Genomic DNA, 19,140 nt, shown 5'->3' with positions numbered 1-19,140 from the left:
ATAATTCCGCCATGAAATCAACGCCTGATAACGCCCTCAAAACCCCGGATCTCAACGGTTTATCGACCGCTGAGATGGTGGCGCTTATCAGCGGCCTTCAGCAGCAACTCGCCTCCAAAGAAGACGCCATCCAGCGACGAGACGCTCGCATCGAGATCCTCGAAGAACTGCTGCGCCATAAGAAGATCCAGCAGTTCGCCGCCAGCAGTGAAAAGCTGCCCAATCAGATCCTGCTGTTCGATGAGGTCGAGCTGGAAGTCGAGATTGATGTACTGCGCGATGAGCTGCCCGACGATGTCGAAGAGGAAGAGACACCCCGCCGTTCCCGCAAGCGCCGCCAACGTGGTTTCTCCGATACGCTGCTGCGTGAGCGTATTGAATTAACCCTCAGCGACGAAGAAAAAGCCGGTGCCAGCAAGACCTTCTTCACCAAGGTGAAGGAAGAACTGGAGTTCATCCCCGCTCAACTGAAAGTGCTGGAGTACTGGCAGGAAAAGGCCGTGTTCGAGCAGGACGGCGAAGAGCGCATTGTTGCGGCCGCCCGTCCGGCGCGCCCGCTGGGCAAGTGCATCGCCACCCCGTCACTGCTGGCTTACCTCATTACCTCCAAGTACGCCGACGGCCTGCCGCTGTACCGTCAGGAGCAGATGTTCAAGCGTCTGGGTCACGAGGTCAGCCGCACCAGCATGGCTCACTGGATCATCCGGCTGAATGACGTCTTCCAGCCGCTGATCAACCTGATGCGGGAAACCCAGAATAGCGGTGACTACCTGCAAGCCGATGAAACCCGGATCCAGGTGCTCAAGGAAGACGGTAAGACCGCCCAATCCGACAAATGGATGTGGGTCACCCGGGGTGGTCCACCGGGAAAACCTTCGGTTCTGTTCGAGTATGATCCATCACGAGGTGGCAAGGTACCGGTGCGTCTGCTGGATGACTTCCAGGGCATTCTGCAAGCCGATGGCTATTCCGGCTATGGGCAGGTCTGTGCCACGAACAAGCTGACGCGGATCGGATGTTGGGATCACGCGAGACGTAAGTACGTGGAGGCGTCCCGGGCGGCACCGGCCAAAGGCAAAAAAGGCCAACCCTCAAAGGCGGATGTAGCCCTGAGCCACATCCGCAAACTGTACGCCATTGAAAAGGCCGCCCGGGATCTGAGCGACGCGGAGCGATATCGGGTTCGCCAGGAAAAGAGTCTGCCGTTGTTGAACGCCTTTAAAGCCTGGCTGGAGAAAAATGCCCCCAAGGTGATGAAAGGCCTGCTTACCCGTCAGGCCATGGATTACACCCTGAACCAATGGGACTACCTGGTCGGCTACTGTGAGCGCGGTGACCTGAAGATCAGCAATGCCGGAGCCGAGAACGCCATCCGCCCGTTTGCCCTCGGCAGAAAAGCCTGGCTCTTCGCCGATACCTCACAAGGGGCGAAAGCCAGCGCCACCTGCTATTCGCTCATCGAAACCGCCAAGGCCAATGGCCTGGAGCCTTCAGCTTATATCCACCATGTGTTGGAACGCATTGCTGAGTCCGACACGCTGGAGAAGCTCGAAGCGTTGCTGCCCTGGAATGCCGAGTTGCCGGCTTCGAAAAAAGTGGCTCAATACGATTAGGGCAAGCGGGTCGATTTAACGGCGCTTACGGAATAGATAGGGCTTCACGGATGGCAAGGTGGTAATGCAGTACATCGCCATAAGAAAAGCGACTTCTGCGACACGCAGGAACGCAAACTGCACAAACTGCACAAACTGCTCAGGGTAAACAACGTAATCCAGAGGGATGCCGAGAGTTACGATCACAATCGAGATCAGGCAGCCAATTCGATTGAGGTAAGCTCGATCAGCCAGGTTTTTCTGTTTATAAGCGGGGCGATAATGCTCTAAGTGAGATACATCACCGAAAGCAGGGCTGAACTGCGTGAGGCTACGCGTGAGCGACTTGGGGGTTCTAGGGATTTTCCGTCCAAAAACGACAAAGTGCTCTGGAAGCCCCGCCATCTATGGCCTCTAGAGGGGTATTACTTTTTCCATATCCCTATTTTGGCTCTGATTGGGTAAGATTTGGCCTTTTTAGGCTAAATCCATGGCATTCGATGAACGTGTTCAAATCTTGTCCGAGGCGGAACAAGAACAGTTTTATGGACCTCCCGCTTTCACCTCAGCAGACCAACGCTTCTTTTTCTCGCTGAACGATAAGGAACTGGCTATCGCTACAAGCCTACGTCACCGGGGTCAGCGCTACATGCTGGTTGTACTGCTGGGCTATTTCAAGGCCAAGCCGGCGGTGCTTCATCCCGGTTTCCACCAGATCAAGCAGGATCTCAAATACGTTTATCAAACCATTCTACCAGGGCCGGGCTGTAGACCCTTTAATCTCACGCCAAAAGAGAACGAACGGATTTACCAACGTATTTTCCAACTCTGCAACTACCAGCGCTGGAATGCCAAAGACCACGGAGCTGCGTTGAGCGCCTACTTATCCCAGCAAGCCAGAGCCTGGACGGCTCCAAGACACCTCTTCGATGCGGCCATTGAGTATTGTTCGAGACAGAAGATAGCGATCCCTGCCTACAGCACGCTGCAAAAGATCATCAGTCAAGTGGTGGGAGATGAACAGGAAGACATGGCCAACCGCCTTGAGCGTGCAATGTCACAAGATCTTAAGCATGCACTGGCGGATCTCGTAAACGGCGAAGGTGCACTACCGTTCCGGCAGTTGCGACAATCGGCTCGTAACTTCACTGGAACCGAACTTGAGAAAGAGCTGGTTGTCTATCGCAACATCCAGCATTGGATGTCAGAAGTGGACCTGCTCTTGAGCCTGCTTTCACTGTCGCAGAAAAATCAACAACACCTGGCGGAGAAAGTCGACTACTACGGCGCCAAACTGAAACGGCAAACCATAAGCAACCAACGGCTGTATTTGTTGTGCTATTTGCAAACGCGATGGCAACAAGCACTCGAACGTATTGCCGATGGTTTTGTGCATCATGTCAGGCAGACCAAACAGAAGGCAAAGGAGTACGCAAAAGAAGCGGTGTATCAGGATTGGCAAAAAGCGGCCAAAAATGTCAGCAAGGCGGCCGAAGTGCTCCATCTATTCATTGATGACGAAATTGATCTGCAACTACCGTTTGCAACAGTAAGACAAAAAGCACTGAACCTCCTGGCCAAAAAGGATCTGGAATCGGTATGTCTCTTCTTGAACGAGCAGCGGCGATCAGTCGATGAAGCCATGTGGCAATACTACGACGAGAAAGAAAGCCTGCGTAAAGGTTTACTGCGAGAGTTATTTCGATGTCTGCGCTTTGAAGGCAGCGATGGCACTCAGCACTTAGCGACTGCCTTGGCGAAAGCACAAGGCGAAATCGACACCCTGGCCCAATTGCAAACCGCCGATACCCGGTTTCTACCGAAAAAAGTACACGAATACCTGCTGGATCGTGACGGTAACATCCTGTTAGATCGTTATGAGTGGTTCCTCTATCAGCAGATTCCTGATCGCCTGAATGGCCAACTAACACTGCCTGAAGTCATTAAATACCGGGCGCTTGATGCTGATCTGATCGACGGGGAGCATTGGCGAAAACATAAATATACGCTGCTGCAACAGAGCCAGCTAACCGATTTGGCCAAAGAGCCTGAGAAACTGATAAAGCAGATGGCCACTGAATTGGATACCCGTTTATTCGAGGTCGGTGAATATCTTGAACAGGAAGACAACCGGAATATCATCTTGCGCAATCCGCAGGGTAAACACTTCTGGCGCTTACCTTCGGCCAGCAAACATCATCTGGTCAACAATCCCTTCTTCCAGCAAATCCCTACAACGGGTGTCGCGGATGTACTGCGCATGGTGGATCGTGACACCGGCTTCATAGACTGCTTCGCGCATGTGCTGGGTTCCCAATCCAGAAGCCGTTCCCATGAATATGATCTGTTGGCAATTCTGGTCGGCAATGCAACCAATCAAGGCATTTACGGTATGGCACAGATCTCTGATCGTACCTATGATCAGCTCAGCACCATCCAGGCAAACTACCTACGTTTGGAAACCTTGAATGATGCCAACGACAACATCAATAACGCGACCGCCAAGCTGCCCATCTTCAGGCACTACAACATCCAGGAGGATGTTTTACACGCAAGTGCCGACGGCCAAAAGTTCGGAGCCCGGCGCGAGACGTTCAAAACCCGTTACTCGTCGAAATACTTCGGTACACAAAAAGGCGTTTCTGCTATGAGCCTAATCGCCAATCATACGGCCATTAATGCCAGGGTAATTGGTGCCAACGAGCATGAATCTCACTACATCTTTGATTTGTTGATGAGCAATACGTCAGACATTATTCCGGATGTGCTCTCAACCGACACCCATGGTGTGAACCATGTGAATTTCGCGTTGCTCGATCTGTTCGGATACCAGTTTGCCCCGCGCTATGCCCAGGTCGGTAAAGTGATCAATGACATGTTTGATGTCAAGGAAGACAAAGACCATAGAATACAGCTACGCTTGAAAAAGCCCATTAACACGCATCGAATTGCGCAGCACTGGGATACCATCCAACGGATCGCAGTATCGCTTAAACAACGGAAAACAACACAAGCCACCTTGGTGAGAAAGCTCTCGGGATACAAGCACAATCACCCGTTGCTGGAAGCCCTGACTGAATACAACCGCCTGGTGAAAGCGAATTATCTACTGTGCTACATCGATGATGCCAGTTTAAGAAACTATGTTCAGCGCGCGCTGAATCGTGGAGAGGCCTATCACCAACTGCGTAGGGCAGTGAGCAGCGTAAATGGGGATCAGTTCCGGGGCAGTTCAGACGAAGAAATCCAGCTATGGAATGAGTGCGCTCGTCTAGTCACCAATGCCATCATCTATTTCAACTCCAGGATACTCAGTCAGCTGCTGACCAGCTTCGAATACCATGGAGACGCCCATAGAATAGGAATCGTCAAACAGGCCTCCCCTGTGGCTTGGCACAACATTAACCTCAAGGGGACTTACCATTTCGAATTGAGCGAAAAATTGCCAGAACTGGAGGAGCTTATGCGCTCAATCGAGGGATATTTACCTGTCAGGGAAAAGTAATACCCCTCTGGAGGCCACGGCCAGAGAGGCCTCCAGAGCACTTTGTCGTTTTTGGACGGAAAATCCCTAGAACCCCTCCTTGGCCCTCAACGGTTTTGAAAAGCCTTACCCGCCCGTTCGCTCCCCCAACATGAGTCGGGAAGTCCTGAAACCTGCACCCAAGTATGAGGAGCAGATTCAGGAACCCCCTCCCAAAAATGTCGGAGGCCATGGATGGCCGGAGAGAAGCGCACACGGACGTGCTTGTAGCGGTTTTTGGGAGGGGGTTCCTGAATCTGATCCCTGCACCAACGTGGAATCCACCCATCAATTGGAGCAGCAACTATGGACGCAAACTCCCTGAAAGCATTCCTGACAATCGTCGACCAGGGTTCCTTCTCAGAAGCCGCTGAAACCCTGCACCTGACACAGCCAGCCATCAGCAAACGCCTGGCCGCCCTGGAAACCCAACTGGACACCCGACTGATCGACCGCAGTAACCGGGAAATCCGCCTGACCGAAGCCGGCACAAGACTCCTCCCCCATGCCCGCAAAATCCTCGACGAAATCCACAACGCCCGCATGGCCCTCACCACCAGCGCCGACAGCATCGGAGGCGAACTCCACGCCATCGCCAGCCACCACATCGGCCTGCACCACCTGCCCAACTGGCTGCGCCGCTACCGCCGGGAATACCCTCAAGTAGATCTGCACCTGCAATTCATGGAATCCGATGCCGCCTACGACCAGATGAACAAACGCAACGCAGAACTGGCCTTTGTGACCCTCAGCGACAGCATGAATCCGGAGTTCTCCATCCTTGCCCAGTGGCCAGACCCAATGGCCTTCGTGGTTGGGAAAGAACACCCTCTCGCAACACTGGCGAGTCCTGAACTTTCTGACCTCGCGCCACACCCGGCGTTGCTACCGGACACCAGCACCGCCACCTACCGGGTGGTCAGCCGTCTGTTTCTGGAAGCCAACCTCACCCTGAGACCCCTGATGCCAACCAACTACCTGGAAACCATCAAAATGATGGTAAGCGTTGGCCTTGGGTGGAGCATTTTGCCGGTTAGCATGCTCGATAACAGCCTGAAAGTGCTTGAAGTGCCCCACCCTGTTACCCGGGTTCTGGGTGCCGTGGCGCTCTCCCGCCGACAACTGGGTAGTGCCGCGCAGGCATTGCTGCAGATAGTAGAAGAGGAAGAAACGCGACCAGAGTCCAGTCAATGATCGTGCTGGAGCTGAGGTGGCGGCTGCAAACCCCGCCAAGTTACGATAATCGCAAGGGCCATTGCGGCGGCACCACCCCAGAACGCCGCGGAGGTACTGAAACCATCCACCAGGAAACCTGATAACCATGCACCGAGCGCCCCGCCGGCGCCAAAGGTCAGGCCACTGTAAAGAGCCTGACCCTGGCCATGATGGTGCTTACCGAAGAAGCCCTGAATGTATTGGACGGATACTGCATGCAATGCGCCGTAAGAAGCCGCATGCAACAGTTGGGCAAAGATCAGCACCGGCAATACCGACGTAAGCTCGGCAATCAGGCCCCAGCGGATCATCGTCAGCACCAGCGCCCCCAGCACCACCTGCCGTACACTAAAACGCCGGGATAGCCTGTGCATAATCAGAAACAGGCCGATCTCCGCGATGACTCCGAGTGACCACAGTAACCCGATGGCCAGTTTGCCGTATCCATGTTGTTCCAGGTGGATACTGAAGAAGGTGTAGTAGGCACCATGTGATACCTGAAGCAGAAAATTCATCGCGAAAAAAGCGATCACAGCCGGATGGGTGACAATTGCTTTGAGGCTACCGACAGGTGCAGATTGCTGCTTGCGCTCGCCACGCTCGGAAGGCACCAGAAATGCCGAGACGGCAATCCCTGCAAATACCGGCAATAACAGCCACGGCAAGTACTGAATCTCCACCAGCTCCAGTAGCCCGCCGACCAGAGCCACTGCGCCGATAAATCCTACAGAGCCCCAAAGACGAACCTTGCCGTACTTGTCCCGATGCTTGCCGAGTACCCGCAGGGTAATGACTTCATACAGCGGCAAAATGGCGTTCCAGAAAAAGGTGAACACCAGCATGACCAGCAACAGACCGTAGAATCCGGGTTCCAGAAACACGCCGGCGAAAAACAGCGAGCCGAAAATAGCACCAAAACGCACCAGGCGGACCCGGTGGCCGGTCCGGTCACCGATGTACCCCCAAACACTGGGTGCCACGATCTTGGTTAGCTGGATGGTCGCCATCAATGTGGCGATCTGGAGATAGGAGTAGCCCTGCCCCTCAAGATAGAGGGACCAATAGGGCAAAAGCCCTCCAAGGAGGGCAAAAAACCAGAAATAGAGGTTCGACAGCCGCCAGTAGATGGTAGCGCCTCCCCTGGATCAGAGCTGGCCGAGGACAGGCGTGGTGACTTCTACATCGCCGTTCTGGCCGCGATGACGCAGGTAATGATCCATCAGGACGATCGCCATCATGGCTTCGGCGATGGGCGTCGCGCGGATACCGACACAGGGGTCGTGCCGACCAGTGGTGATCACCTCTACCTGGTTGCCGTCTACATCAATGCCCTTGCCGGGCAACCGCAAGCTTGATGTTGGCTTAAGGGCAATACTGGCAACAATCGGCTGGCCGGAGGAAATGCCGCCCAAAACACCACCGGCATTGTTGGAAAGGAAGCCTTCTGGCGTCATCTCATCCCGGTGCTCTGTTCCTTTCTGCTCGATGCAATCAAAACCGGCACCAATCTCCACACCCTTGACCGCGTTGATGCTCATCAGGGCGTGAGCAAGATCGGCATCCAGACGATCAAAAATCGGCTCACCAAGACCTGGAGGGACCCCCTCCGCAACCACATTGATGCGGGCGCCAATCGAATCCCCTTCTTTACGCAAAGCATCCATGTAGGCTTCCATCTCGGAGACCTTGTCTGCATCCGGACAAAAGAACGGATTCTGGTGAACCTGCTCCCAATCCAGCTTGTCTGCCTTGATCGGCCCTAACTGGGAAAGATAACCCCGCACTTTGATCCCGAGGCGCTGCTCAAGAAACTTCCGGGCGACGGCGCCGGCAGCAACCCGCATGGCGGTTTCCCTGGCGGAAGAGCGACCACCCCCACGATAATCCCGGGCACCGTACTTGTGGTGATAGGTGTAGTCTGCGTGAGCAGGACGGAACTGGGCAGCAATCTTGGAATAGTCCTTGGAACGCTGGTCGGTGTTTTCGATAATCAGACCAATCGGTGTGCCCGTGGTTTTGCCCTCAAACACACCAGACAGAATCCGAACCTCGTCCGCTTCACGACGCTGGGTCGTATGCCGGGAGGTACCGGGTTTGCGGCGATCCAGATCTCGCTGCATATCTTCTTCCGACAGCTCCAGGCCCGGAGGGCAACCGTCGATAATGCAGCCCAGGGCCGCGCCGTGACTCTCACCAAAGGTGGTGACGGTGAACAGCTTTCCGAATGTATTTCCCGACATAATTCAGCACTTTATACAGGTTTTGTAATTTGAAATCTTAGCTTCTTCGGGCCTGCCATTCACGCAGATCCCGGGCAGTGACCAGGAATACCCCATCACCACCGTTCTCGAATTCCAGCCAGGTTAACGGCAAATCCGGATAGGCATCATCCATGGCACCCCAGGAATTGCCAACCTCCACAATCAGGAGTCCGTCGTCGGTAAGGTAATCGGCAGCCTGGGCAACAATGCGGTGCGCAATGTCCAGCCCGTCGTCTCCCGCGGCCAGACCCAATTCGGGCTCATGGTGATACTCGGCCGGCATGTCTGCCAGATCTTCCGCATCGACATAAGGCGGATTACTGACGATCACGTCGTAGCGGCCTTCAATATTGTCGAAAACATCCGACTGAATCGCGCGCACGCGGCTCTCCAGTCCATGAAGTTCAATATTGGACTCTGCTACGGCTAGGGCATCCGCGGAAATATCAGACAGATCCACTTCCGCCTCATCAAAAACGGTCGCCGCGCCAATACCGATACAGCCGCTGCCGGTACACAAATCCAGAATTCGTTGAACCTGCGTTGAGCCCAACCAGGGCTGGAGGCCGTTCTCCAGCAGTTCGCCGATTGGTGAACGGGGGACCAGAACGCGCTCATCAACGTTGAACGGCATTCCCATAAACCAGGCTTCACCAAGCAGGTAAGCAATCGGAATACGCTCGTTGACCCGACGCTCCACCCGCTCGAGAATCAGTTCCCGCTCTGAACGTGTCAGTCGCGCATCCAGGAACAGATTGTTATTTTCCAGCGGCAGATGCAGGCTGCGCAATACCAGCTGAACGGCCTCATCCCAGACGTTATCAGTGCCATGGCCAAAGTAGATTGGCGAAGCCGCAAAACGGGAAACTGTGAACCGGAGCAGGTCACGGATGGAGTGCAGGTCGTCAACGGGACTGGTCAAAACTTAGCTTCCTGATCTGGCTAATGGTGCGCGGCATTATACGCGCATTGCGGCGCGGGCTGCAGCTCTTGTGGCTCAGAGAGCCAGTGGGCCGGAGCTGCTGCGGCTTTGTTCAAACCGGTCCAGAGCGGCCAACATCCGCTCCCGGCCCAGTTGTATCAGCTCCGGGGCCTTGTGATAGTCGTAGCTTCTGCAGGCATTCTTGGGAATGTTAACCAACAGATCCGGTGGGTAGCCGGCAATCTTGTACTGCACTAACGCGCTTTGCATGGTCTCGATGGTCAGGTTCATTACGTCGAATTTGCCAATGCCCAGCTTGTCCCAGTCAATGGTCTCGTGCTCGTCACGATGCCTGGACCGCCCCGATTCGTCTTCACGCTTTTTCTCGGGTGCTGTTTTCTTTGCCATTTCCCGGCTTATTTTCTGTTCCGGCGACTCGCCCCTTTCCGGTTTTCGGGAACCCAGCGTTTTCAGGGTATCCCAATCAAACCAGCGGGACGCCTTTTCGCGAATGGCATCGACCCATTCCTCCATATCGCTACTGGTTTCTTCCGGAGCAAACGCAGCGTCTGGAATGCGCCTTTGTTGATCATCCTCACCGCTCAGGTTAACGGCCATCACCAGATCTGCATGGGCTGAGATGGTGGGAATAATAGGCAATGGATTGAGCAGTGCGCCATCCACCAGTACCCGGCCGTTGAGCACCAGAGGCGTCACCACGCTGGGTATGGCAATGGAGGCGCGGATAGCCTGGTCCAGCGGGCCTTCCTGAAACCAGATTTCCTTGTGGGCCAGAAGATCTGTTGCTACGGCGGTGTAAGCAATGGGCAGATCCTCAATACGCGTATCGCCCAGAATATCCCGCACCACCGAAAAGACTTTCTCTCCACGAATAGCGCCGACGGAAGTGAAGGTCACATCCAGCAACCGCAAGACATCAAACTGGCCGAGCCCGGTCACCCAGTCCTTGTAGTCTTTCATCTTGCCGGCACCGTACATGCCACCGATCAGGGCGCCCATGGAGCAGCCGGAGATGGCAACAATCTCGTACCCCCGCTCCTGCAGGACTTCAATCGCGCCAATATGGGCGTACCCACGCGCCCCACCGCTCCCAAGGGTCAGCGCAACGGTTTTGCCCTTGCCCGGCAACGGCTCCATGCGTTCGGTGCTGGCCGGCGCTGATGCCGGAGAAATGCCAGAACTGCTCACCACCGACGTGACGCCGTCCTGTGCGGCTGCCGTGCTTCCGGAAGATTCCTTTTCCGGGTTGTCCTTATCTGCCATTTCCTTACCTCTTGATAACCAGCACTTCGACCCGGTTACCCTGCCGGGCCGGGTCATTCATCTGGATGGCCGGCCCAACCGGAACAATGCGTATCTGACTTCCCGATATCCCCGATTTACCCAGCAAGGCAGCCAGGCTTTCCGCCGCAGCGCGGGAACGTTCCAAAGCTGCCTCGAGCGACTCACTCTGTTCGAGATCGGTGAACGAGGCCAGCACCACTTCGGCATCATCGCGAGCCCAGTCATTCAGGGTTCGCCGATCATCCGCTGACCACTCAAAACGAAACGTCAATCCACCGGACCAGGGGATCACCAACGGCCCCTGAATCGGGCCAGCTCCAATGGTATATCCGGGAATGGCCGCACCGAAACCAACATTCAGATGCTCAACCCAGACATACTCCCTCAGGTTACCTCTTGTCACAGTGTAGACAAGGGTCAGCCATTGCTGTCCGTCCTCAGCCGTTGTCGCCGCAACCAGGTAATCCTGGGTGGCGTCCCGCCCCAGCAGTCGGGATTGCTGGAAAATCTGGTTGGCCCAGACATTACTGCGGCCACAGGCGATGCCTGCACACTCAAACAGAATCTTTGCACCACCGGCAGACAGCTGCTGGAAGTAATGGGCCCTCGCAGCCTGACGATTCGCATCCCTGGAGATTTCAAACAGCTGGCCCTGCCCCTGCACCGGCAGACGAGCCATGGTCTCGGAACGGATTTCATCGCGAATTTCCCGAACCGGGCTGAAGAGCACCAGATGGCCAGCAGACTGAATCTCGACGGTGGATTCAAGCGTTGACTGCGGGAACGGAGCTGGCGCTTCTTCCGGCCAGGCCGCCATTGCAGGATTGGTGAGACAAAACAACATGAGGCCGGCCAGCGCACCGACCGTCGAAGAAATACCACGATCAATCATGCAAGAAACCTGTTAATCGTTTCGGCAACGGGAGTGACCTCACCGTCAAGATGACAATGATGCCCACCGGGCACATCGACTGTTTCAAGGTTGGGAACCAGGTCGGCACGGCTGTCGAGCCCGCTGCGGGAAACCAGCAACCCTTCTTCTGCCCTTACGAATAAAGTGGGGGTCTGGATGGCAGACAAAGACGCCCTCACCTGTTCTTCGGTCATCATCAGCGGTGTCGGATGCCGTAATCTGGCATCCGTGCGCCATATGAACCCGCCAGCTTCCGTGCGCATGTTCCTGGGCACCAGCGTTCTTGCCGCCTCGGGACTGAGAGGGCTCAGCCCGCCCTCCCGGATTCGGGCCGCGCTCTGAACGTCCGGATAGACCGCCGGGGCAGCAGAACCGGCCCTGCGTTTCTGTAATGCCCGCCGCAACTGGGGGATCGTCTCACGGGCTGGCCGACTGAGAGCGCCCAGACTGTCAATCATCACCAATCTACGCACCCGTTCGGGGAATGCGGCGGCGTAGAGTGCGCAGACGATCCCGCCCAGAGAATGGCCCACCAGGTCCAGAGGATAACGCTCGCTTTCCGGAAAGTGCCGCTCCACCAGTTCGGAAAGGTCCCCAACGTAGTCCATTAACCAGTAGCTGTAACCCGGCGGCCGGTGGCCCGAGTGTCCGTGCCCGGCCATATCCACCGCATGTACCGTGGTGTTCTCGGCCAACAACGGCGCCAGTCGGGCAAAGGACATGGCGTTGTCGAGCCAGCCGTGCAGAAGGATAGCCGGTGGTCGAGAGCTTTCCTCGCTGGAGTTCGGCCAGGTCAGACCCGAAAGAGTTATGTTATCCAAGGGCCAGTGCATTTCATGGCAACCGGCCTGTGGTTCTGGAACGCTACCGGGTAACGAGGTCTCCGTCATTCGGTAGCGGCCTTACATGGTGTGAGTGGGGCGATCAGAACTCAGTGAGCCAGCCAGGTAGGATTCAATCTTGGTGCGGGCAGTTTCGTCATCGCCATTGAACTGGACGCCGATGCCTGCGGCACGGTTTCCCTGAGCGCCCTTGGGGGTAATCCAGATGACCTTGCCAGCTACCGGAATTTTCTCCGGCTCATCCATCAGGTTAAGCAGCAGAAATACCTCATCGCCCAACTGATATTGTTTCTGAGTAGGAATAAACAGGCCTCCCTGACGGATATAGGGCATGTACGCCGCATAGAGAACCGCCTTGTCCTTGATCGTCAAGGTTAGAATACCGCTGCGTGCTCCGAATCCGGGCCCCATATCAAATACCTTTTACGCAAATTTACTGATATTTCGCAATGATAGCAGTTGATCCTGAACAACGCTCACGTTGTCTGCCGCTTCCGGGGCATCAACTCCCGCCAGGCCAGTAGAAGCTGGGTGGCTTCAAGCTCCGGGCTGGCATTATATACGCCCGCGCTCCGGCTTTCCCGAACCCGGTCCAGCAACTGATGAGCGCGCCACGGCGGGTTGGACCTGGCCAGATAGCCCAACATGTCTGCCGCCTCCGGGTCCTGAACCTCGCCCCCGGCACTGCACCGAGCCAGGTCGGCAGCCCAGCTTTCAAACAACCATAATGTATCGTCCAGCCCCAGCGTTTTGAAGCGGCGGGCGGCATCTCCCACCGTCATCTGGCCTTTCATGAACTGCCGAAATGCTTCAAAAGCTTCATCCCTCTGTGGAAGAAACTCACCGGTGGCATACTCCAGCGCCAGCCTGGGGGCACTACCCGCCAGCATCAGGCTTTTGGCCAGAGTGTCTGGCGACGGACGGGCAGATTCATCCAACTCGGATACCCGGGCAGACAGCCATCGCCCGGCATCCTCGGCATCAGGTAACGGTATGGTCAGGGCCTGGCAGCGGGATCGTATGGTGGGAAGTACCGGCCGCCCGGATTCCTGGAGCAGCAACAGGGTCACATCCGGCAAAGGCTCTTCCAGGGTTTTCAGCAATGCGTTGGCGGCGTTGATGTTGAGCTGATCCGCCCGGTCGACTATGGCCACCTTGCGGTGTGCAACCTGCGGCGAGGCCACGGCAAACGTCGACAGCGCGCGGATCTGATCCACTTTCACCATCCGGGACTTTTCCGGTGAATACACCCGGACATCGGGATGGCTGTTCGCCGCGATCAACTGACACTGGCGACACTGACCACACGCAATCGGTGCTCCGTTGTCGAGCCCGACCTGCTGGTCGCACAACAGCAGCCCAGCGACCGCTTCTGCCCACGCCCTTTTCCCGACGCCCTGCTCACCAACGACCAGCAGCGCATGAGGCAACCGATCCTGGGCAAGGCGTTGCTGAACCGTGTTCCAGGCGCGGCCGAGCCAGGGCATGTCCTTCGCAATATCAGTCATGTCGGAGCGTCCGTGAAGCGGGTTCAGGTTTACGGCGCAACTGCCGTTTCATCGTTTTCAATAGCCGGGCAAGCCTGCGCGCTTCGTGCGCGGAAACTTCCTGAGTTGAGGCCGTATAGTAATGGCTGTTAACGGCCCGGGCAAAGAGGCGGGCCGAAGATTCGACTTCCGGGCGCGCATCCGCCAGGCGTTCTGCCAGCGTCGTGGGGGTTTCACCGGTACGGACCGGCACGCCCACCTGTTCGCACAGCCGATGCCAGGCCAAAACCACCCGGCCGAAAGCATCCTTACGGGCGCCGCGGCGAATCGAAAGAGCCGAGACGACACCTGCGATCAGCAGGGCGACGCCAACCAATCCGGCCGTCAGGTAGCCAAGTTCCTTGAGTCCGAAATTGCCCGGCAACCGGGACATCAGATCCATCTGACTCTGCCCCTGGTAACCTACAACCCATCGCTGCCAGTGATAATTGATGCGATCGAGCTGGAGCGACGCCCATTGCAGGATCGCGACATCACCGTATCGCTGAGGCGACGTCAAATCGTTTTCCAGGAACGAGCCCTCATCGGCCACCGCATCCCGCAACCCGGATTCAATCCTGCTTGGCGCAATGGCAGCTGTCGGGTCCACCCTCACCCAGCCCCGGCCTTCCAGCCACACCTCCACCCAGGCGTGGGCATCGTACTGACGGACAATCAGGTAATCTCCGCCAGCCCCGTCGTCGCCGCCCTGATAGCCGACCACAATTCGGGCAGGAATCCCGGCTGCCCGGAAGACAAAGGTCGCCGCACCGGCATAGTGAGCACAAAAGCCCCGTTTTTCATCAAACAACAGCGCATCAATACCGTCGTCTGGCATGGTGGGCGGGCGCAACGTATAGAAATAGGCTTGCTCCCGAAAACGCCGGAGCAACGTGTTGACGACTTCCCAATGGGACAGTTCTTGAGACAGTTCTCGTGCGAGCTCCCGGGCCCGGGGGTTGCCGGATCGAGGAAGCTGGAGATAGCGCCGGGTTTCTGCCGGAGAAAGAGCTTCAGCCGGCGCTGGCACAGCGGAAACCCGGGCCAGGCGATAACGCACCGGGCTGTCGGCGGGGCGCTGAAAGCGGAACAAATCCTCCGGCGTACTTACCACGTTGCCCGAGACGGCTACCGAGTTCTCCAGAGCAAACGCCCAGCGCTGGTCTGTCGGCTCCAGCAGGATATCGTATTCATTACTTCGCAACGGCCCGACACCACCGTCGTTGTCTACCCTGGCTGGCCGCCGGAAACCGTCGGGGTCGTTCTGGCGCCAGGTTTCGTCGTCCAGATAGTCGAGAATCAAACCCCGCCAGTAACGCTCCCGATACGGCGGTGGCTGGCCCCCGAAAGTTACCCGGAACGCCCTTTCACTGCTCTGGGCCAGATTGGAAATATCACCCGGGCGCATAGTGTCGGAAATGCCGCTGCGTGCCTCTCCAGAAACAAGTGGCACACTCCAGAGCGGCGCCATGCGCGGAAAAAACACGAAAAGCAGCACAACCACCGGAAGGGTTTTCAGCACCAGTAAACCCAGGCGCTTCCAGCCAACCCTCAGGCTCCCGGGAAGATCCGGCGCGTTAAGAATCTGCAGGCCCACCATCAGGCAGCCAATAGCCGCGAAGGTCAGTAACGCCCAGGCAATGTCCTGCTTGAACAGGAAGTTCACGGCCGCGAGATAAACCTGAATAAAGAAAAGCACATAGAAATCCCGGGCGGACCGGGTTTCGAGCCATTTCAACCCAACGGCCAATACGAAGAACGAGGCGGCGGTATCCACTGTGAAGCGGCCTTGCACGGTGGCCACGTAGACGCCAATCAGAACGAGCATGATACCGGTGCGCAGCAACCGCCCTGGCAGTTTTACCCGGCCCTTTTGCGCCAGCCAACGCCAACCCGCCAGCACGGCACAGGCTGCAATGAGCCACCAGGGCAGCCGGTCCCACTGGGGAACCAGAAGCAGCGCAAAACTGGCAATCAGCCACAACAGTGCGTTACCGGGGATGGCTTCGATCGGTGCCTGTTCTGCCGGTTTTGCGGAGAAAACTCTGGCCATGATCGTGCTCATGCAGATACTCCCGCTTTCCCATTCTCGGCCTGACGGGTACCAAAAGGCTGACCGTCAGGATCCCTCGGCGGTTGCTCGCCCCACACCGCAAGCGCGCGCAGACAACGTTCTCCATGCAGTGAACCACTGTCCGGCTCAATGGTATCGCCGGGCAAACTGAGACCAAACCTTGCGTTTTTCTGAACCCGGTCTGCCACCATCCAGGCCAGATAACTCAGCCGCAACTCGGTATCAACACCCGGAAAGGCATGAAAATCCAGCCAGTGCGGACTGCCCTGCTCACCCTGCCAGTCAGCCACAATCATCTGGCCCGTGCGTGCAAAGCGTTTCCACATCACCCGCTGGCTCATATCGCCTTCACGCCAGGGACGAAGATCGGCATTGTCCTGGCCGGCCACGGGCGCGGACGAAGCGGCTTCGCTACCATCGTGAACAGTTCCGGCGGTATCCGGTGCGGGTAAGGGCCTGGGAAACGCTACTCCGGAAGACGCCGGACGCAACCAGGACCAGGCCTTTAACAGCCCGAACGGAAAACGGGTTTCGATACGGATCCGATCCGGACGAAGATAGCCGCGATGGGCAGACGGCACTGACAGCACCACGTCCCGGGATTCACCCGCCGAAACATGCACGCTCTCAACCGATGAATCCTCAACCGACAGGCTCAGGCCAAGCCCTGGGTCCTTACCTGCAGTCACCCGCAGCACAAACGGAATGTCGTCACCCGCCCGACCTTCACCAGGACGGACCAGGGCAACAGAAAGACCGGACAGATTTCTGTGGGTCTGGTGCATGGCTCCCACAAACACGGCTCCGAGAATAAACGTAAGCAGATAGATAAGGCTGTTCTGGTAATTGATTCCGGTAATCAGCATGACCAACAGCAACAAGCCGTACACCACGCCGGCCGCGGTGGGCAGAATGAAGATGTTCTTCTGGCTGAGGGTCTGGCTGTCTGCTCTCGGAATTCGGCGATTGATCCATCGTCGCCAACGGGCGTTTAAAGAATTTCGCATCATGCTCCTGCGACTGGGTTCAGGCCCAAAAGTTCAAGGAATGTGGTTGCAAGTAATCCGGACATAAAACCACAAAAATAATGGTTCCTTAACTATTTACCCTCGAGCACCGGATTCTGATCACACACCAGGCACTTTACGGTTGAAAAACTGTCGGACAAACCGAATACTCAAAAGTGATAGTATGAAGCGTATTGACTGAAGCAGTACACTCAGCAGCGCCTCTTTTGAACCGATTCAGCATGAGGCATTCACAAATGCGTCGCAAACTGCTTGCAGCCGCGATCACGGCCACCACATTCACACCGGCCTGGGCCGGCGTACAAACCATGACCTCCGACGAAATGGTAGAAACCTACGTGGAGGATTCCGCCGTTATTGTTGTCCCACGCCAGCAACAGAAGTCCGAGGCGGATCGTGAAAAGATTATCCGTGCCCTCACCATCTCGCCAGGTGAGCCCGTTCTGAGCGAAGCTGAAGAGGAAGCGTATCGGGAAGCTCTTCAGCGTTATCTGGATGAGGGCAAGAAAGATGCGCTCTCCGATGCCGAAGAGGAGTTCCTGCGCAGAGCCCTGCTGCTTCCGGTCGACGAACTGGCCAGAGCACAGCCACCTGCGGACTTCACCCCGAGGACACTGCCCATTATCTTTGGTCAGCAACCGGAAATTCCGGACGAGCCCTTCACCCAGACGTTCCTGAATGATCAATTGGGCATTGGCTTCGATGGCCAGAATCTGAATTTCAGTATCGGTAATCCCCCGGGCATTGATCAGATCCAGATCCCCGAAGCAATCAACGAAGGCCCCATTACATTGACTCCACGCCCGGGCGGAGGGTTTGACCTTTCCATTCGGGTACCCGATCAATAATTACCCTACCCCTGAAACCAAAAGCGGCGACCAGAAAGGTCGCCGTTTTTTTGTCCGCTGATTCAGTCAGACAAAAAACGCCCCGCAGTGCGGGGCGCTATCACCACGTTAAGGTGTCAGGTCAACTTACTGGTGACCGTATACCTTCATAGTGGTGTTTTGTACCAGCAGGTTGTCTACACGGAAGGAACCGATGGACTCACCGCCGATCTCAACCGCGCCAACACCGATGTCAGCTGCAAACGTCGGGATGCTGATTTCCAGGGCGTCGCCACCGGTGGCAGCAGAGGTGCCCTTGCCTACAGTGATCTGCGCTTGAGCAAACAGAGCCGGCAAGCCGCCAGCTGGACCCTGCTCAAAGAACTGTGAACCGTAAACGGTCAGATCACGCACGTTAACACCCAGGAAGTCCACGTCCATATCCATATCAGTCACGTTGAAGCCAACGTTCATGATCAGGTTGTCAGTGGCGGTATCCACACGGATGTTCAGCAGGCCGAGGTTACCCTCGATACCGATGTTGCTGGCCAGCAAAGTGGAGTCACCGCTGCCGTCAGTGGCGTTCAGAGAGGCAGAACCAACAGCCATGGCAAAGTCAATCGGGTTGCCAGAGATGCTGTGAACATCAATGACCGCGTCACCGTCGGCTTCCACGTCGATGTCGATAACCAGGTCATCCAGCATGCCGGATACGCCAGTTACCGCGCCGTTGGCATCACGCTCAACGGAGCCGCCACCGATGGAGATGTCGTTAACTGCCAGGTAACCTTCGTCAGTGTAGCGGAACTCACCGATGGAAACTTCGGTTTCCAGTTCGATGGTCACACCGGCCTGACCGGTCACGTTACCCATGGTGGTGTCGTCAAGCGCTTTCAGATCAGCTTGAGCAGCAAAAGGAACTGCAGCAACGGCCGTTGCCAGTGCGATTTTTTTCAGGCCTTTCATAACGTTCTCCTAATTGGAACAGTTTGTTGTTATTTCCATCTCATGCAGACTGTTTGGTGTACTTTTGTATCTGCACGGCTACAGAGTACTGCAGAGGTAACTGAATGTTCCGTGACCACCTTCACGTAATCGATACTTGGATTGTC

At 56.3% G+C, this 19,140-nt stretch carries 16 protein-coding genes; 4 read left to right on the top strand and 12 right to left on the bottom strand.

What is annotated here, in order from left to right; genetic code table 11:
* Window positions 1–11: 11 nt before the first annotated feature.
* On the top strand, window positions 12–1,613 hold the full coding sequence (gene tnpC / locus OZ656_RS09920; protein WP_114435615.1) for an IS66 family transposase: 1,602 nt from the start codon (window positions 12–14) through the stop codon (window positions 1,611–1,613).
* A gap of 15 nt (window positions 1,614–1,628) precedes the next feature.
* Here tnpC and OZ656_RS09915 read toward each other — a convergent pair whose 3' ends face one another.
* Complete coding sequence (locus OZ656_RS09915) at window positions 1,629–1,997, bottom strand: hypothetical protein (RefSeq protein WP_379945189.1); 369 nt, start codon at window positions 1,995–1,997, stop codon at window positions 1,629–1,631.
* Between the two features lie 85 nt (window positions 1,998–2,082).
* On the opposite strand from OZ656_RS09915, the gene OZ656_RS09910 reads away from it, so the two are divergent.
* Window positions 2,083–5,097, top strand: coding sequence for a Tn3 family transposase (locus tag OZ656_RS09910; protein ID WP_008169784.1), 3,015 nt, complete (start codon window positions 2,083–2,085; stop codon window positions 5,095–5,097).
* Window positions 5,098–5,421: 324 nt separating this feature from the next.
* Entirely contained in the window at window positions 5,422–6,309 is an 888-nt protein-coding gene (locus tag OZ656_RS09905; protein WP_286714769.1) for a LysR family transcriptional regulator, read from the top strand.
* Here the strand turns inward: OZ656_RS09905 and OZ656_RS09900 are convergent.
* From OZ656_RS09900 to OZ656_RS09855, 10 genes are all read right to left on the bottom strand, one after another.
* Window positions 6,303–7,400, bottom strand: coding sequence for an MFS transporter (locus tag OZ656_RS09900; protein ID WP_379945188.1), 1,098 nt, complete (start codon window positions 7,398–7,400; stop codon window positions 6,303–6,305). The genes OZ656_RS09905 and OZ656_RS09900 overlap by 7 nt on opposite strands.
* Before the next feature lie 75 nt (window positions 7,401–7,475).
* Complete coding sequence (aroC, locus tag OZ656_RS09895; protein WP_113880133.1) at window positions 7,476–8,570, bottom strand: chorismate synthase; 1,095 nt, start codon at window positions 8,568–8,570, stop codon at window positions 7,476–7,478.
* A 37-nt stretch (window positions 8,571–8,607) separates the two neighbouring features.
* Complete coding sequence (gene prmB / locus OZ656_RS09890) at window positions 8,608–9,513, bottom strand: 50S ribosomal protein L3 N(5)-glutamine methyltransferase (protein WP_113880134.1); 906 nt, start codon at window positions 9,511–9,513, stop codon at window positions 8,608–8,610.
* A gap of 75 nt (window positions 9,514–9,588) precedes the next feature.
* Entirely contained in the window at window positions 9,589–10,797 is a 1,209-nt protein-coding gene (locus OZ656_RS09885; protein WP_113880135.1) for a patatin-like phospholipase family protein, read from the bottom strand.
* Between the two features lie 4 nt (window positions 10,798–10,801).
* On the bottom strand, window positions 10,802–11,710 hold the full coding sequence (locus OZ656_RS09880; protein ID WP_379945187.1) for a DUF4892 domain-containing protein: 909 nt from the start codon (window positions 11,708–11,710) through the stop codon (window positions 10,802–10,804).
* Entirely contained in the window at window positions 11,707–12,621 is a 915-nt protein-coding gene (locus OZ656_RS09875; RefSeq protein WP_113880137.1) for an alpha/beta fold hydrolase, read from the bottom strand. Before OZ656_RS09875 ends, OZ656_RS09880 begins: the two co-directional genes overlap by 4 nt.
* A gap of 12 nt (window positions 12,622–12,633) precedes the next feature.
* Entirely contained in the window at window positions 12,634–12,984 is a 351-nt protein-coding gene (locus OZ656_RS09870) for a PilZ domain-containing protein (protein ID WP_008171779.1), read from the bottom strand.
* A gap of 65 nt (window positions 12,985–13,049) precedes the next feature.
* Complete coding sequence (gene holB / locus OZ656_RS09865; protein WP_379945186.1) at window positions 13,050–14,081, bottom strand: DNA polymerase III subunit delta'; 1,032 nt, start codon at window positions 14,079–14,081, stop codon at window positions 13,050–13,052.
* Window positions 14,074–16,164, bottom strand: a complete 2,091-nt coding sequence (locus OZ656_RS09860; protein WP_379945185.1) for a DUF3488 and DUF4129 domain-containing transglutaminase family protein — start codon at window positions 16,162–16,164, stop codon at window positions 14,074–14,076. The genes holB and OZ656_RS09860 overlap by 8 nt, the downstream gene beginning before the upstream one ends.
* Window positions 16,161–17,183, bottom strand: a complete 1,023-nt coding sequence (locus OZ656_RS09855) for a DUF58 domain-containing protein (RefSeq protein ID WP_379945184.1) — start codon at window positions 17,181–17,183, stop codon at window positions 16,161–16,163. Before OZ656_RS09855 ends, OZ656_RS09860 begins: the two co-directional genes overlap by 4 nt.
* A 254-nt stretch (window positions 17,184–17,437) precedes the next feature.
* On the opposite strand from OZ656_RS09855, the gene OZ656_RS09850 reads away from it, so the two are divergent.
* Complete coding sequence (locus OZ656_RS09850) at window positions 17,438–18,049, top strand: hypothetical protein (RefSeq protein WP_114434032.1); 612 nt, start codon at window positions 17,438–17,440, stop codon at window positions 18,047–18,049.
* Between the two features lie 126 nt (window positions 18,050–18,175).
* Here the strand turns inward: OZ656_RS09850 and OZ656_RS09845 are convergent, their stop codons facing one another.
* Window positions 18,176–18,994, bottom strand: a complete 819-nt coding sequence (locus OZ656_RS09845) for a DUF6160 family protein (RefSeq protein ID WP_228223549.1) — start codon at window positions 18,992–18,994, stop codon at window positions 18,176–18,178.
* Between the last annotated feature and the right edge of the window lie 146 nt (window positions 18,995–19,140).

Source organism: Marinobacter sp. LM1, from assembly GCF_042763285.1.
In the GTDB taxonomy this organism is placed as follows: Bacteria; Pseudomonadota; Gammaproteobacteria; order Pseudomonadales; family Oleiphilaceae; genus Marinobacter; species Marinobacter nauticus.
This window is presented reverse-complemented; position numbering and strand designations above follow the sequence as displayed.

What these genes read in the sequence shown, in the direction of transcription:
- tnpC (WP_114435615.1), top strand. Translation starts at nt 12, where the DNA reads ATGAAATCAACGCCTGATAACGCCCTCAAAACCCCGGATCTCAACGGT.
- OZ656_RS09915 (WP_379945189.1), bottom strand. Translation starts at nt 1,997, where the DNA reads ATGGCGGGGCTTCCAGAGCACTTTGTCGTTTTTGGACGGAAAATCCCT.
- OZ656_RS09910 (WP_008169784.1), top strand. Translation starts at nt 2,083, where the DNA reads ATGGCATTCGATGAACGTGTTCAAATCTTGTCCGAGGCGGAACAAGAA.
- OZ656_RS09905 (WP_286714769.1), top strand. Translation starts at nt 5,422, where the DNA reads ATGGACGCAAACTCCCTGAAAGCATTCCTGACAATCGTCGACCAGGGT.
- aroC (WP_113880133.1), bottom strand. Translation starts at nt 8,570, where the DNA reads ATGTCGGGAAATACATTCGGAAAGCTGTTCACCGTCACCACCTTTGGT.
- OZ656_RS09885 (WP_113880135.1), bottom strand. Translation starts at nt 10,797, where the DNA reads ATGGCAGATAAGGACAACCCGGAAAAGGAATCTTCCGGAAGCACGGCA.
- OZ656_RS09880 (WP_379945187.1), bottom strand. Translation starts at nt 11,710, where the DNA reads ATGATTGATCGTGGTATTTCTTCGACGGTCGGTGCGCTGGCCGGCCTC.
- OZ656_RS09875 (WP_113880137.1), bottom strand. Translation starts at nt 12,621, where the DNA reads ATGACGGAGACCTCGTTACCCGGTAGCGTTCCAGAACCACAGGCCGGT.
- OZ656_RS09870 (WP_008171779.1), bottom strand. Translation starts at nt 12,984, where the DNA reads ATGGGGCCCGGATTCGGAGCACGCAGCGGTATTCTAACCTTGACGATC.
- holB (WP_379945186.1), bottom strand. Translation starts at nt 14,081, where the DNA reads ATGACTGATATTGCGAAGGACATGCCCTGGCTCGGCCGCGCCTGGAAC.
- OZ656_RS09860 (WP_379945185.1), bottom strand. Translation starts at nt 16,164, where the DNA reads ATGAGCACGATCATGGCCAGAGTTTTCTCCGCAAAACCGGCAGAACAG.
- OZ656_RS09855 (WP_379945184.1), bottom strand. Translation starts at nt 17,183, where the DNA reads ATGATGCGAAATTCTTTAAACGCCCGTTGGCGACGATGGATCAATCGC.
- OZ656_RS09850 (WP_114434032.1), top strand. Translation starts at nt 17,438, where the DNA reads ATGCGTCGCAAACTGCTTGCAGCCGCGATCACGGCCACCACATTCACA.
- OZ656_RS09845 (WP_228223549.1), bottom strand. Translation starts at nt 18,994, where the DNA reads ATGAAAGGCCTGAAAAAAATCGCACTGGCAACGGCCGTTGCTGCAGTT.